Here is a 13,868-nt window from a genome sequence, read left to right as displayed (position 1 = left end):
TACTTTCTAACGATTAAAATTAGAGAAATATTGAATTCAAATTTGAATTTAACGTCTTTTTAACTTCAACTTTAACGCGTGTTTAACAACTCATTTTAATCGCTATTATTCTTATATTTGCCTTTTATGATGAATATGACATTTTACAAATATCAAGGCACAGGAAACGATTTTATCATGGTAGATAATCGTTTGCAGACAATAGACAAAAATAATACTAAAGGTATTGAGCGCTTATGTGATAGACGTTTTGGTATTGGAGCTGACGGATTTATTCTGTTAGAAAATGATGAGAATTCAGATTTTAAAATGGTTTATTATAATGCAGATGGTAACGAAAGTAGCATGTGCGGAAATGGTGGACGATGCATTGTTGCCTTTGCTAAATTCTTAGGAATTATAGAAAATGAAACAGAGTTTATTGCTATTGATGGCTTACATAATGCGAAGGTTAATGATGGTATTGTTCATTTACAAATGCAAGATGTTTCTAAAATTGAAGAATTTGAAGCTCATCAGTTTTTAGATACAGGTTCGCCACACCATGTAGAGTTGGTTTCTGGTATTTCTAATTTTGAAGTAAAATCTAATGGTGAAAAAATTAGATATGGTGCACCTTATAAAGAAGTGGGAAGTAACGTAAATTTTGTAGAACAACTAGATGCCGATAATTTTGCAGTAAGAACTTACGAAAGAGGCGTTGAGGATGAAACATTATCTTGCGGAACAGGCGTTACAGCTGTGGCCATTGCTATGCACAAGACAGGTAAGACTAAAAGCAACCAAATTAGCTTAAAAACGCAAGGTGGTCAGCTCAAAGTTACTTTTAATAATGATGATTCTGGTTACAACAATATTTGGTTAGTTGGTTCTGCAGAGCAAGTTTTTAAAGGCGAAATAGAATGGTAAGCCTAAAAGGAAATGATATCTATTTAAGATCTTTAGAGCCTGAAGATTTAGAGTTTGTATACGCGATTGAAAATGACACAGATTTATGGCATTTAAGTGATACGCAAACACCATATTCTCGTTTTTTAATAAAACAATACCTTGAAAATGCACAACAAGATATTTTTGAGGCGAAACAATTACGTTTAGCTATTTGTAATGCTGAACATGAAACCATCGGTTTAATTGATGTGTTTGATTTTGATGTAAAAAACAAACGTGCTGGCATCGGAATTCTTATTCAAAATAAAGAAAATAGAAATAAAGGTTTTGGTAAAGAAGCCCTAGAATTATTGGTGAATTATTGTTTTGAGACTTTACATTTGCATCAAATTTATGCTAATATTTCTGAAAGTAATAAAGCAAGCTTAAATCTTTTCGAGGGTAATGGATTTAAGAAAATAGGATTAAAAAAAGATTGGAGTTTTAACGGTGAAATTTATACTGACGAATTCCTATTACAACGAATTAACGATTAACTATGTATATTAAAAAAATTCTTTGGGCAGTTGCTCTAATTGGCTTGGCTATTTGTGGCTATTTTGCATATTATATTTATGGCGCTATGTTTAAGCCTAATACAAAGTTCAATAATGAAACAGCTTATATTTATGTACCAACCAATGCAACATATTCAGAAGTGCGTGCGCAGTTAGAGCCACTTTTAGGCGATATTAATGCATTTGACGCCTTAGCAAACCAAAAGAAATATAACACCAATATTAAGGCTGGTCGTTTTGCTATTACAAAGGGTATGAATAATAATGACGTTATTAATTCCATCCGAAGTAAAAATCTTCCTATTAAAATCGCTTTCAATAATCAGCATAATTTAGAAGATTTAGCAGGCAGAATAAGTACACAAATTGAAGCTGATAGTTTGTCGCTTTTAAATGCAATGACAGACTCAGCATTTCTATCTAAAAACGATTTTAATAAAGGAACAGCGTTAGGTATGTATTTACCAAATAGTTATGAATTCTTTTGGAATACATCTGCAGAGACCTTTAGAGATAGAATGTTAACAGAGTATAACCGATTCTGGACAGACACTAGAAAAGCACAAGCTAAGAAACTAAATTTAACGCCTAATGAAGTGATAACTTTAGCTTCAATTGTGCACGAAGAGTCTAAGCAAGCAGATGAGCAACCTAGAGTGGCTGGTGTTTATCTTAACCGATTAAGAATTAAAATGCCTTTACAAGCGGATCCAACTTTAAAATTTGCAGCTTATCAATTACCTAAATATAAAAACACAATTATTAGACGTGTTTTAAATATCCACAAAGAAATTGATTCTCCATATAATACATACAAATATTCTGGTTTGCCACCAGGTTTAATTGCTATGCCAGATTTGTCAGCAATAAAAGCCGTTTTAAACCCAGAAAAGCATAGTTACCTTTATTTTGCGGCAGATGCAAAGCGTATAGGTTATCATAAGTTTGCAAAAACATTAGGACAACACAATAATAATGCAAGGCAATATCATAGCTATTTGTCTTCTCAAGGCATTAATAAGTAAGATTTGAAAAATTTATATTGTCATATTGTATTTTTTTTATTGGCAAGTGGAATGCTTTTTTCTCAGTCTAAACTCAATCAGTTTTTAAAGCCGAGTGATAGTTTAAATACATCTAGACGCAACGCTGTTGTAATTTCAGAATCAGTTTTAGCTTCTGCAACCTTGATTGGTCTTAATCAATTATGGTATGCAGATTATCCGCGTTCTAGTTTTAAGACATTAAACGATAGTGGAGAATGGTTACAGATGGATAAAATGGGACATATGTTTTCATCTTATCAGTTGGGAAGGATAGGAGCCAGCACACTAAGTTGGTCTGGTGTGAGTGAAAAAGACCAACTAATTTATGGTTCTACTTTGGGTTTAGGCTTTTTAACGGCTGTAGAAGTTTTAGATGGTTTTTCTAAAGAATGGGGGTTTTCTTGGACAGATATGTCAGCAAATACAGTAGGAACAGGATTATACGTCGGTCAAGAATTACTTTGGAAAGAACAACGCATCGTTATAAAATACTCATTTCATAGAACAAAATTTGCAAAGCAACGACCAAATAAGTTAGGCGATGGGTTATCTGAAGAATTTTTAAAAGATTATAACGGACAAACCTATTGGTTGAGTGCTAATATTAATTCATTTTTAAAAACGGAAACCATACCTAATTGGTTGAATTTTGCTTTTGGTTATGGAGCAGAAGGAATGTTAACAGGTGAGGCAAGCGACCCTTTATTTTTAAATCAAAATAGAAGACGTCAATTTTACTTGAGTTTAGATGTTGACTTAACCAAAATTAAAACAAAATCTAACGTCCTGAAAACCATTTTTGACGTTTTCAACGTAATTAAAGTTCCATTTCCAACATTAGAACTTAATGACAATGGTCGTGTAAAATGGTATCCTGTATACTTTTAAGTTAAAATTTTAACACTTAATCGGTTGATTTTCAGTAATAACAAAATTGTTGTATATTTGCACCCGAATTTTGCGGAGTGATTTGGGGAAATTATTTCACATTAAAATTTAGCTGTTATGATTAAAAAAAAGGTTAAGACTTTTATAATACCGTTTACAGTTTGTTTGTTATTAGCGTTAGCTTTATATCCAGACACTACATTAAATCCTGATGCTTATTCTACAGAAGGATTAGAGCTTAATTATAATATTTCAGAAGATTTAGCAATGGTTGATAATAACCATGCTACTAAACAGAATATGTTTACGCCTTATCTAGGTAAATCTTTTGAAGGGTTTAAAGAAGCTATTGCATTTAAAGAATCTCAAGGCGATTATTTTACGGTAAATACTTTGGGATATTTAGGGAAATATCAATTCGGTACTGAAACTTTAAAAATACTAGGAATTTATACACCTAATCAGTTTTTGTATAATCCAGAATTACAAGAGAAAGCATTTATAGCTAATGCAGAACGTAATAAATGGGTTTTAAGAAAAGATATAAAGCGTTTTGAAGGTAAACATATTGCAGGCGTAAAAGTGACTGAATCAGGTATTTTAGCCGCTGCACACTTGGCAGGACCAGGTAGTGTTAAGAAATTTTTGCGTAGTTATGGAGGAAACAATCTTTCTGATGCTTATGGTTCTACCGTAAAAACATATATGAAAAAGTTTTCAGGTTACGATACATCTATAATCACGCCAGATAAGAAAGCGAGAGTTACATTGTAATTTGCCTATTTGCTAAATTCTTATTAATCTTTCTGAATAATAAAGATTGCAGGTCTCTTGTGAAAATCTTCTTTATTATGTTTCCAATCGCTTGCTGTCTTTGTTTTAATAAATTCAGTAGGTAGTGTTAAGTCGCAAGCCACACAAATCCTAGTGTTTGGATGTAGGGTGTTGGCTAAATCTTCAAGCATTTTCATATTTCGGTATGGTGTTTCAATGAAAATTTGCGACTGATTATGTTCAGCAGATATGCGCTCTAAGGCCTTTAGTTTGGCTTTTCGTTCACTTTTATCAATTGGTAAATAGCCATTAAATGTAAAGCTTTGGCCATTCATGCCAGAACCCATTAGAGCTAAAACAATAGATGATGGTCCAACTAGCGGCACAACTTTAATATCCATTTGGTGAGCTAAGGCTACAATGTCTGCTCCAGGATCAGCAATTGCAGGACAACCAGCCTCTGATAGTAAACCCATAGAAATCCCTTCTAAACAACTATTTAAAAAAGTGTTACGTTCTTGTTCAGTTGTGTATTTATTTAAAACTTGCAGTTTTAATGATGGTTGTGATTTACTAGGTGATACACGTTTTATAAAACGACGTGCTGTTTTTTCGTTTTCAACAATGTAATAATCTAGATCTTCTATAGTTTTTTTTATAGAAATTGGTAAAACTTCTAGTGGTGGATTATCGCCTAATCGTGTTGGTATAAGATATAAAATCCCTTTTGAATTTCTCATTAATGTTTAACCAGTTTGTGAATAAATTGTTTATTGTTGTCTCCAACGACTTTTAATATGTATATACCGTTAGAGAGCTCAGAAGTACTGATGTTTTGAATCATTTCAGTATTTCGTTGTATTGTTTTTATTTGCTTTCCTTGCAAATCGAATATAGATATTTTAGCTGAAAGTTCACTAGTATAATTCAATCCAAAATTAATACTTAATTTGTTCTCCGTTGGATTAGGATAGACTGAAATTTCTGAAATTAGGTTATCATGAATTCCTAAGGAGGTATCTGTAATTTTATAAATGCTTCCAGATGTTGGGTCAGAGACGTATAATTCACCGTTTACATCTTCTCCAAATGAAGACCAGTTGCCATTAAAATCTTGTAAAATTTTAGTCCAAGTATCAGTAGTGTCATTATAAACTAAATAGCCAATTTCTTGACTACAATAATCAGCAAAGAAATAATAACCATTAAAATTTGGAAACTGAGTTCCACGATAACGGTAGCCACCAGTTATTGAACATTTAGATTCGCCATCACCAAAATGGTTATAACCTTCTATGGGATAGGTGTATGAGCTTGGCGTAGAACAACCATTAGTGTTGTAAGTTAAATTACCTTCGTAACAACGCCAACCATAGTTTAAGCCTGTAGAAGCTTCAAGGGCAGTAACATGATTTATTTCTTCGTATGCATTCTGGCCAACATCAGCAATCCAAACATCGCCATTTAGGCGATCAAAGGAAAACCTCCATGGGTTTCTTAATCCGTAAGCCCATATTTCTTCTCTTATGTTAGTGTCTCCCAGAAATGGATTATCAGCAGGGATACTATAATTTTCAGTTCCGGAAGGAGAATCAATATCTAACCTTAGTATTTTTCCCAATAGACTTAATGTGTTTTGAGAATAATTGTCTGGGTCACCACCTGAGCCACCATCACCAGTTGCTATATATAAATAACCATCTGAGCCAAACGCTAAATCACCACCATTGTGATTGCTATATGGTTGAATAAAGTCTATTATAACCAATTCAGAAGATGCATCTGCTAAAAGCGGATTTGATGCTTGTCTTGAGAATCGAGAAATAACGGTATTTCCAGAATTATTAATGTAGTTTACAAAGAAATATCCATTTGTACTGTAATTAGGATGAAAAGCTAAACCAAGTAGCCCTCTTTCAGAACCTGTATTTATAACAATATTATCTATGTCTAAGAATGCAGTACTTTCAATTGACCCATCAGTATTTACAATTTTTATATAACCACTTTGTTCTACAACGTAAAGTTTGTCATCTCCTGCATGTTTAATGCTTACAGGTTTATTTAAATTGTTTGCATAAAACTCTAACTCTAGACTTTGCGAATGAGAAAGTTGAATAAATAAAAATGTAATAAAGAATAATGCTATTAAAGATTTCATCTTAATTAGAGAATGGTTCAGCTACTAAATTACAAAAAAGAAGTGAGGATGAGAATACGTCAATTTTAGCCGTTTAAAGCCTTGGCTAAAATATCGCAAGTTTCGTTTACAAGTTTGTAGACGTATTCAAAATCATCTTGTTCGCCATAATAAGGGTCTGGCATGTTTTTATTCTGAATAGAAGGATTGGCATCGAGAAACAACCTAACTTTTTTAATATCAGTATTATTTCTAGCTAGGCTAATTATATTATCATAATTAGATGAATCCATTGCGTAGATATAATCAAAAGTATCAAAGTCAGAAACTTTAAATTGTCTAGCACTTTGAGTACTGATGTCTAAACCATATTTTTTGGCTACAGCAATAGAGCGTCTGTCTGGAGCATTACCAATATGGTATGCAGCTGTTCCGGCAGAATCCACATAAAAATGGTCTTCTGGAAGTTTAGATTCCATAATACCATGAGCCAATGGCGAACGACAAATATTCCCCAAGCATATCATTAAGATACGAGTCATAATATGAGGTAATTAAAGCGCTAATTTTTTAGATAAATCTTCTACGTATTTTCTAAATTGCTTATCTGTTGAAGATAAATTATCAACGGTTTTACAAGCATGAAGAACAGTAGCATGATCGCGTTGCCCAATTTGAGAACCAATACTCGCTAAAGAGGCTTTAGTGTATTTTTTTGCAAAAAACATTGCTAATTGACGAGCTTGCACAATATGACGCTTACGTGTTTTAGATTGTAGCGTATTAACATCCATTTGGAAATAATCAGATACTACTTTCTGAATGTAATCAATTGATACTTCTCTTTTCGTGTTTTTAACAAACTTCTCTACAATATCTTTTGCAAGATTGATAGTGATTTCCTTTTTGTTGAAAGAAGACTGGGCTATTAATGAAATAATTGCACCTTCAAGCTCTCTAACATTAGTTTTAATATGTTTTGCAACATACTCTACAATGTCATCAGGCATTTCAACACCATCTCTGTAAAGCTTATTTTTTAAGATAGAAACTCTAGTTTCGAAATCTGGAGTTTGTAATTCTGCAGAAAGTCCCCATTTAAAACGAGATAATAAGCGTTGCTCAATATCTTGCATATCTACAGGAGCTTTGTCACTTGTTAAAATAACTTGCTTTCCGTTTTGATGTAAGTGATTAAATATATGGAAGAATACATCTTGTGTTCCTGTTTTACCAGACAAGAATTGTACATCATCAATAATTAAAACATCTATAATTTGATAGAAGTGAATAAAGTCATTTCTATTATTCTTCTTAACAGAATCTATGTATTGTTGCGTGAATTTTTCAGCAGAAATATATAAAACTGTTTTTTCAGGATATTTATCTTTAATATCAACGCCTATAGCATGCGCTAAGTGTGTTTTACCTAGTCCAACACCACCAAAAATTAAAAGTGGGTTGAAAGAAGTACCTCCTGGTTTGTTAGCAACTGCAATACCTGCATTTCTAGCTAAACGATTAGAATCACCTTCTAGAAAGTTTTCAAAACTATAACTTGGGTTTAGTTGAGACTCAATCTTTACGTTTCTAATTCCAGGAATTATAAACGGGTTTCTAAGTTCAGGGCTTTTATTATTAAAAGGCACATCCACATCTTGCGATTTTACGGCAGAACGGTTAGAACTAGGAATCTTTTCAGTGAAAGGTTGTTTGTTACCATATGTGTTTTCCATTTTAATAACGTAAACCAATTTGGCATCTTCACCTAATTCTTTAGTAAGAGAAACTTTTAATATTTTTACATAATGTTCTTCTAACCACTCATAGAAAAATTTACTAGGAACCTGAATACTTAATGCATTACCAGAAAGTTTAACAGCGTCTATAGGTTCAAACCAAGTTTTATAGGCTTGTGGTTGTATATTATCCTTAATAAAGGCAAGACAATTACTCCATACAGATTGCGCTGTGTTATCCATGCGTTAAGTTGAATTTTCGTTGTTAGATTAATTAGCAAAAAAAAAGAGAATTAGGATTCTCTAGTAGTTTTGAACGAGGCAAATATGTGAACAAAATTCTTAATAAAAAAATTAAAAAGTTTTGAATATTTAGTTTTTTTTCCTCATGTTTAAAACGAATTTAAAATTACAAAATAATTACTAAACAAATCTATATAAATGAATTTTAATGAAACTAAAATACGAGTCCGTTATGGTGAGACAGACCAAATGGGCGTTGTGTACCACGCTAACTATGCTGTGTACTTTGAAGTAGGCAGAACTGAGTGGTTGCGCGAGTTTGGGTTGAGTTACAGTGGAATGGAAGCAGATGGAATAATGTTGCCAGTTGTATCTCTTTCTGTAAACTACAAAAATTCAGCACGTTATGATGATGTTGTTAAAGTAAAAACTACGCTCAAAAAAATGCCAACAGCATCTATTGAATTTGAATATGAATTACGAAATGAGTCCGACATTTTATTAGCAACAGGAAGCACAATTTTAGCATTTATTGATATGAAGAAGAATAGACCTACACGATGTCCAAAATATCTTTTAGACAAACTGCAAAATTATTCGTTATAATTCTTTGATTTCAACACCGAAAAATTGATAGAACAAATCAAATACTTTAGAAGTGTGGCTTTTTCTGACAGATATTTCTAACAAACAATTTAATTCTAAGGTTTGATTTGTAATTTCAACATCATTTTCTTTTAAAATTCGCATCACTTTACTCATGTTTTTATATTCAAACTTGAGCTGATACTTTTTATTTATGGTTCTTTCAACAATTTTTGAGGCTTCTAATGCTAATTGCGCTCCTGTTCGGTAGGCATTAATTAAGCCTCCGACTCCCAATTTTACACCTCCATAATATCTTACCACTATAATTAAGATGTTGGTGACTTCAAAAGATTGAATCTGTCCATAGATTGGCATTCCGGCAGAATTGTTAGGTTCTCCATCATCGTTAGCTCTATATTGAATCGTTTCAGTTCCTATTTGGTACGCATAACACCAATGCCTGGCAGCATAATGCTCTTTTTTTAAATCTTCGAGATGCTGTCTTATTTGTTCTTCGTTTGTGACAGGAAAAGCAAAACCATAGAACTTACTATTTTTGTCTTTAAATAATTCGCCTTGGGCTGGTTTAGTAATGGTTTTATATACGTCGTTTTCCATTAAGCTAGTGTAACTAATAATATGGCAATGAAGGCTAAGATAATACCAATCCAGTTTTTCTTAGAAATGCTTTCCTTGAATAAAACCAAGCCTACCAATGTAGAAAGTGCTAAAATGGCAATATTATTAATGGTAAATATTGTTGAACTTTCTGTGTTTTCTACTCGTAATGCTAAAAGTAGAAAATACATAGAACCATAGTTTACAACACCTAAGAGAATTCCGAATGGTATACTTTTAAGTTGAAATCTTTTTTTAGTAGTAATAGATTTATAAGCAAATAAAGAGAAGCCAATAATTGCAGCAATACCAAAAATAGAAGAAAGGAATAGCGGAATATTGCCTTTTGGTGCAAAATGATTCACAGAAGTATCTATTATACCAGAACCTATAAAAAGAATAATAGGTAAGTAGATAGATTTTGTAACTACAGAATTATCTTTCTGTTTAATAGATGTTAAGTAAACGGCGACTAAAGCCAGTGCGATTCCGATTAGTTTTTGAGCTTCTGTACTTTCGTTATTGACATAAATTCCGAATATCACCGGAATTATTAAACTCATTTTACTAGCAACAGAAGCTACTGAAAGTCCGTTTCTTTGAGCTGTAAGTGCCATTACGTTAAATATGGCAATAAATAGAAAGCCTAAACCAATAGCAGCTATAAACCAATTGGTTTGTATAATTTCTGAAACGGTAATTTGTGCATCGTTGAAAATTAACCCAAATGAAAAAGCCGTTGCATAATTAATGACAATAGCCTGAAGTGTGTCTATCTTATATTTGCTAAAAAGTTTAAACAGCACAAAAATTGCCGTAGATGACAATACGCTAAACAATAAATATATCAAAAGAGTTCTTTTTTAGTTTCAAAAAGAGTCACGACATCTTCTTTTGTTTCGTCAATATTCCATGTGTGGAAACCCATACCAGCTGCAGTATCAGTATTGTCTTTGGTGTCATCGACAAAAAGACATTCATTAGCATTAAGATTGTTTTCTTTTAGCACGAATTCAAAAATATCTGTATTTGGTTTTCTATAATGAATCTCTTGAGACAAGTAAAAAACATCAAAACAGGCTTTGAATTCTTCGTAAAATGAAACATTTTCTTTTATGAAATCAATATGCATATCGTTGGTATTACTCAACAATATGAGCTTATAATCTTTTTGATTTGCTAAATTTTTAATGAATTCGAATCTGTGTTCAGGAAAATCCTTTATGATACAATTCCAAGCATTAATAAGTTTGGTTTCACTAACATTGGGAAATTTTGATTTATAAAACGCAATAAATTCAGAAGTCGAAATTTTTCCTACTTCATAAAGTATATTAGTTTCAATCATATCTGCATCAAACGTCTTTAAATTAAATAAATCTAAAGCATGTTGCATAGCACCTGACTTGTCTAAATTGATAAATACATCACCAAAATCGAAAATTAGTGTTTTAATCTTTTGCATATATTTTTAATAAATCATTTTTGATTTGAGACTCAGAAATTAACTTCCCAATTAATTTTGGTGCTTTAATTCCTGTTTTAAAACTTGTGTTTCCTGTAAAAACGCGAGCTTCATCCCAAAGATTTTCGTCTATAAATGTTTGAAGTGTTTGTGAGCCACCTTCTATAATAATAGAGTTGATATTTTGTTTGAATAATACATCTGCTATTTGAATCGCTATTGGTTTTTCAAAATCAATATCTTTATTCGTAACTCTTATAGTTTTGGCTTCATCATTAAAAATAGAGTAATCAGAAGTTAATTTTGAAGTTCTGTCTAATACCACTCTAATCGGATTCTCGCCAGACCAATCTCTAACCGTTAAACTCGGATTGTCTTCAATAACAGTATTTGTTCCAACTAAAATAGCTTGCTCTTCGGCACGCCATTTATGTACTAATTGACGAGAATATTTATTGGTTATCCAAACTGGTTTTTTTTCGTCTTTCTTAATTGGCGCGATAAAACCATCAGCTGTTTCTGCCCATTTGAGTATAATATAAGGACGCTTATTATTGTGAAATGTAAAAAATCGCTTGTGATGCACTTTACATTCGGCTTCCAAAATACCAACGGTAACATTACAGCCAGAAGCTTTGAGTTTAGCAATACCTTTACCTGCAACTTCAGGATTATCGTCAATACAGCCAATGACTACATTCGGAATTTTATGTTTTACAATTAAATCGCTACAAGGTGGTGTTTTTCCAAAATGGCTGCAAGGTTCTAATGTTACGTAAAGTGTGCATTTAGTTAAAAGCGATTTGTCTTTTACCGCGTTTATAGCATTTACTTCAGCATGATTGCCACCATAAGCACTTGTGAAACCTTCAGCAATTATCAAATTATTATGCACAATTACAGCACCAACCATAGGGTTTGGTCTTGTACTTCCCAATCCGTTTTTGGCAATTTGCAAACAACGTTTTATATAAGTTTCGTGTGTTGTCAACTATAATTTAATTTTTACATCTTGGATTTCATCAACTGTATAGGTGGATGAATAACCCATAATTTTATATTTAATATCACCTTTATAGTGCACTTTTAAATTTTGAGATATAAGACTTCCAATCAATCCACCTAAGCTATTCTTGTCAACAAGTTTCTCTGTATCCACAGCAACGGTTAATGGAATTGTAAAATTTTCTCGTTTAGGCACATCAAATTCGTCTGAAACGATTTTTGCAACTTCAATGTCATTGATGTATACCTTAAAATCGTCTGTTTTTAATGTACCACCAACATGGTTTTTATTTAAGAATAAAGCATCTACTTTTAATGTAATTGATTTAGAACTAGAGTCTAATATTTCAATAGTGTCAAGCCTAACAAATTCTGGCTTTTTAGTTACAGAACAGTTGAAAAGTAGTGTAAAAGTTAGGGAAAACATTAAGAGTCTTTTAAACATAAAATTGTTTTTATATGTATTTTTGATTCTGACTAAAAATTAATTATTAAGTGCGCAAAGATACTATTGTTATCCGAGAAATTGAAGCTAAGGATAATCCTAAAATTGCAAAAGCAATTAGGACTGTTTTAATAGAAATGGGTGTTCCAAAAGTGGGCACAGCTTATGAAGACTCTGCTTTAGATTGTATGACGGAAACCTATAATGCGCCAAAGAAAGCGTATTTTGTAGTAGAAAGAGGTGGTGATATCATTGGAGGAGCCGGAATTTCGCCTTTAGATAATTACGAAGGTAATGTGTGCGAATTACAGAAAATGTATTTTATGCCAGAAGCCAGAGGAAAAGGTTTAGGAAGCGAAATGATGCATAAATGTTTAGATTTTGCTAAGCAATCTGGTTTTAAACAATGCTATTTAGAAACCTTACCTTATATGGATGATGCCCGAAAATTATATAGAAAAGTAGGTTTTAAATCTATTGATAAGCCAATGGGAAACACAGGTCATTACTCGTGTACAGTTTGGATGCTTAAAGATTTGTAAGTAATGGTATTAAAAGAACTTCAACATATATTTCATATAGAATTAGATGCTATTTATGGTAAACATGAAGTGGATAGTTTCTTCTATTTGTGTACCGAGCATTATTTAAATGTACCAAGAATTCAACTGACATTAGAACCAGGATTAGCAATGACAAAACCTGAAACAGATACTTTTTTTAAAGTTTTAGAAGATTTAAAACAGCAAAAACCTATTCAATATATTTTAGGTGAAACAGAATTTTACGGATTGCCATTTAAAGTAAAAGAGCATGTGCTGATTCCGAGACCAGAGACAGAAGAACTTGTAGATTTAATAATTCGTTCTGTCACAGCTAGGGCAGTCGGGAAGTCTATAAAAATCCTAGATATTGGCACAGGTTCTGGTTGTATAGCAATTTCGTTAGCTAAAAACTTACCAAAAGCAAAAGTTTACGCTTTAGATGTAAGTAGTGAGGCGTTAACAATGGCAAAAGAAAATGCTAAAGGTAATAATGTAGATATAACCTTTATTGAGGCAAGTATATTAGAAGCGTCAAATTGGAATTTGTTTTTTGAAAATACAAAGTTTGATGTCATTGTGTCTAATCCACCATACGTAAGAGAATTAGAAAAACAAGAAATACAACCCAACGTTTTAGATAACGAGCCACATCTGGCTTTGTTTGTAGAGGACAACAATCCTTTAATATTCTACAAAGCGATTACTGATTTTGCAGTTAAAAAGTTGAAACCAAACGGTAAATTATATTTTGAAATTAACGAATATCTTGGAGAAGAAACAAAGCAGTTATTAGTTGATGCAAATTTTGAAGCTGTTGAGTTGCTTAAAGATTTGAATGGGAATGATAGGATGTTGAAAGGAGTAAAGATATAGTATGAGAGTTTGGTTAATCTTAATAGTTGTATTTATTTGTTTTTCTTGTAA

Annotated in this window: 17 protein-coding genes; 8 read left to right on the top strand and 9 right to left on the bottom strand. The window is 32.2% G+C overall.

The annotated features are described in order from the left end of the window. The first annotated feature begins 129 nt into the window (after positions 1-129). The 5 genes from dapF (at position 130) to Q0807_RS14900 (ending at position 4,156) form a co-directional block, all read left to right on the top strand. A complete protein-coding gene (gene dapF, locus Q0807_RS14920) occupies positions 130-909 on the top strand; it encodes a diaminopimelate epimerase (protein WP_299111180.1) in 780 nt (259 codons plus the stop codon). Then, the gene (locus Q0807_RS14915; protein WP_299111147.1) at positions 903-1,427 is read left to right on the top strand and encodes a GNAT family N-acetyltransferase; all 525 of its coding nucleotides are present in this window, start codon (positions 903-905) and stop codon (positions 1,425-1,427) included. The genes dapF and Q0807_RS14915 overlap by 7 nt, the downstream gene beginning before the upstream one ends. A 2-nt stretch (positions 1,428-1,429) precedes the next feature. Beyond that, positions 1,430-2,473 carry an endolytic transglycosylase MltG gene (gene mltG, locus Q0807_RS14910; RefSeq protein ID WP_299111145.1) on the top strand — a complete coding sequence of 348 codons (1,044 nt, stop codon included), beginning with the start codon at positions 1,430-1,432 and terminating at the stop codon, positions 2,471-2,473. Between the two features lie 3 nt (positions 2,474-2,476). Beyond that, complete coding sequence (locus Q0807_RS14905) at positions 2,477-3,382, top strand: DUF2279 domain-containing protein (protein WP_299111143.1); 906 nt, start codon at positions 2,477-2,479, stop codon at positions 3,380-3,382. Positions 3,383-3,499: 117 nt separating this feature from the next. Next, positions 3,500-4,156 carry a peptidoglycan-binding protein LysM gene (locus Q0807_RS14900; RefSeq protein ID WP_299111140.1) on the top strand — a complete coding sequence of 219 codons (657 nt, stop codon included), beginning with the start codon at positions 3,500-3,502 and terminating at the stop codon, positions 4,154-4,156. Positions 4,157-4,179: 23 nt separating this feature from the next. Here the strand turns inward: Q0807_RS14900 and Q0807_RS14895 are convergent, their stop codons facing one another. The 4 genes from Q0807_RS14895 to dnaA all read right to left on the bottom strand — a co-directional run bounded on the left by Q0807_RS14895 (position 4,180) and on the right by dnaA (position 8,278). Continuing rightward, the gene (locus Q0807_RS14895; protein ID WP_299111138.1) at positions 4,180-4,896 is read right to left on the bottom strand and encodes an SAM-dependent methyltransferase; all 717 of its coding nucleotides are present in this window, start codon (positions 4,894-4,896) and stop codon (positions 4,180-4,182) included. Further along, positions 4,896-6,317, bottom strand: coding sequence for a PQQ-dependent sugar dehydrogenase (locus tag Q0807_RS14890; protein ID WP_299111135.1), 1,422 nt, complete (start codon positions 6,315-6,317; stop codon positions 4,896-4,898). The genes Q0807_RS14895 and Q0807_RS14890 overlap by 1 nt, the downstream gene beginning before the upstream one ends. Before the next feature lie 65 nt (positions 6,318-6,382). Further along, on the bottom strand, positions 6,383-6,838 hold the full coding sequence (locus Q0807_RS14885; RefSeq protein WP_299111133.1) for a low molecular weight protein-tyrosine-phosphatase: 456 nt from the start codon (positions 6,836-6,838) through the stop codon (positions 6,383-6,385). A 12-nt stretch (positions 6,839-6,850) separates the two neighbouring features. Then, complete coding sequence (dnaA, locus tag Q0807_RS14880; RefSeq protein WP_299111131.1) at positions 6,851-8,278, bottom strand: chromosomal replication initiator protein DnaA; 1,428 nt, start codon at positions 8,276-8,278, stop codon at positions 6,851-6,853. 198 nt (positions 8,279-8,476) lie between these two features. Between dnaA and Q0807_RS14875 the strand changes: the two genes are divergently transcribed. Next, the gene (locus Q0807_RS14875; protein WP_299111129.1) at positions 8,477-8,884 is read left to right on the top strand and encodes a thioesterase family protein; all 408 of its coding nucleotides are present in this window, start codon (positions 8,477-8,479) and stop codon (positions 8,882-8,884) included. Here the strand turns inward: Q0807_RS14875 and Q0807_RS14870 are convergent. The 5 genes from Q0807_RS14870 to Q0807_RS14850 are packed head-to-tail and all read right to left on the bottom strand — an operon-like array spanning position 8,879 to position 12,399. Further along, a complete protein-coding gene (locus Q0807_RS14870; protein ID WP_299111126.1) occupies positions 8,879-9,484 on the bottom strand; it encodes a YigZ family protein in 606 nt (201 codons plus the stop codon). The two genes, Q0807_RS14875 and Q0807_RS14870, sit on opposite strands and share 6 nt — an antisense overlap. After that, on the bottom strand, positions 9,484-10,335 hold the full coding sequence (locus tag Q0807_RS14865) for an EamA family transporter (RefSeq protein WP_299111123.1): 852 nt from the start codon (positions 10,333-10,335) through the stop codon (positions 9,484-9,486). The genes Q0807_RS14870 and Q0807_RS14865 overlap by 1 nt, the downstream gene beginning before the upstream one ends. After that, entirely contained in the window at positions 10,332-10,949 is a 618-nt protein-coding gene (locus Q0807_RS14860; protein ID WP_299111121.1) for an HAD family phosphatase, read from the bottom strand. Before Q0807_RS14860 ends, Q0807_RS14865 begins: the two co-directional genes overlap by 4 nt. Beyond that, positions 10,936-11,940 (bottom strand): bifunctional diaminohydroxyphosphoribosylaminopyrimidine deaminase/5-amino-6-(5-phosphoribosylamino)uracil reductase RibD, encoded by a 1,005-nt coding sequence (ribD, locus tag Q0807_RS14855; RefSeq protein ID WP_299111118.1) that lies wholly within the window; start codon positions 11,938-11,940, stop codon positions 10,936-10,938. Before ribD ends, Q0807_RS14860 begins: the two co-directional genes overlap by 14 nt. Next, positions 11,941-12,399, bottom strand: coding sequence for a hypothetical protein (locus Q0807_RS14850; RefSeq protein WP_299111116.1), 459 nt, complete (start codon positions 12,397-12,399; stop codon positions 11,941-11,943). A gap of 50 nt (positions 12,400-12,449) precedes the next feature. Between Q0807_RS14850 and Q0807_RS14845 the strand changes: the two genes are divergently transcribed. Together Q0807_RS14845 and prmC are read left to right on the top strand one after the other, a co-directional pair. Further along, positions 12,450-12,941, top strand: a complete 492-nt coding sequence (locus tag Q0807_RS14845; RefSeq protein ID WP_299111114.1) for a GNAT family N-acetyltransferase — start codon at positions 12,450-12,452, stop codon at positions 12,939-12,941. Positions 12,942-12,944: 3 nt separating this feature from the next. Beyond that, positions 12,945-13,817 carry a peptide chain release factor N(5)-glutamine methyltransferase gene (prmC, locus tag Q0807_RS14840; protein WP_299111112.1) on the top strand — a complete coding sequence of 291 codons (873 nt, stop codon included), beginning with the start codon at positions 12,945-12,947 and terminating at the stop codon, positions 13,815-13,817. The last annotated feature ends 51 nt before the right edge of the window (positions 13,818-13,868 follow it).

Source organism: uncultured Winogradskyella sp., from assembly GCF_947495255.1.
Taxonomy (GTDB): Bacteria; Bacteroidota; Bacteroidia; order Flavobacteriales; family Flavobacteriaceae; genus Winogradskyella.
The sequence above is the reverse complement of the archived record's forward strand: the minus strand, read 5'-3'. Positions and strand labels throughout refer to the sequence as shown.

Bases quoted from the DNA above. Each gene is read 5' to 3' on its own strand.
- dapF (WP_299111180.1), top strand. From the start codon at position 130: ATGAATATGACATTTTACAAATATCAAGGCACAGGAAACGATTTTATC.
- Q0807_RS14915 (WP_299111147.1), top strand. From the start codon at position 903: ATGGTAAGCCTAAAAGGAAATGATATCTATTTAAGATCTTTAGAGCCT.
- mltG (WP_299111145.1), top strand. From the start codon at position 1,430: ATGTATATTAAAAAAATTCTTTGGGCAGTTGCTCTAATTGGCTTGGCT.
- Q0807_RS14900 (WP_299111140.1), top strand. From the start codon at position 3,500: ATGATTAAAAAAAAGGTTAAGACTTTTATAATACCGTTTACAGTTTGT.
- Q0807_RS14895 (WP_299111138.1), bottom strand. From the start codon at position 4,896: ATGAGAAATTCAAAAGGGATTTTATATCTTATACCAACACGATTAGGC.
- Q0807_RS14890 (WP_299111135.1), bottom strand. From the start codon at position 6,317: ATGAAATCTTTAATAGCATTATTCTTTATTACATTTTTATTTATTCAA.
- Q0807_RS14885 (WP_299111133.1), bottom strand. From the start codon at position 6,838: ATGACTCGTATCTTAATGATATGCTTGGGGAATATTTGTCGTTCGCCA.
- dnaA (WP_299111131.1), bottom strand. From the start codon at position 8,278: ATGGATAACACAGCGCAATCTGTATGGAGTAATTGTCTTGCCTTTATT.
- Q0807_RS14875 (WP_299111129.1), top strand. From the start codon at position 8,477: ATGAATTTTAATGAAACTAAAATACGAGTCCGTTATGGTGAGACAGAC.
- Q0807_RS14870 (WP_299111126.1), bottom strand. From the start codon at position 9,484: ATGGAAAACGACGTATATAAAACCATTACTAAACCAGCCCAAGGCGAA.
- Q0807_RS14860 (WP_299111121.1), bottom strand. From the start codon at position 10,949: ATGCAAAAGATTAAAACACTAATTTTCGATTTTGGTGATGTATTTATC.
- Q0807_RS14850 (WP_299111116.1), bottom strand. From the start codon at position 12,399: ATGTTTAAAAGACTCTTAATGTTTTCCCTAACTTTTACACTACTTTTC.
- prmC (WP_299111112.1), top strand. From the start codon at position 12,945: ATGGTATTAAAAGAACTTCAACATATATTTCATATAGAATTAGATGCT.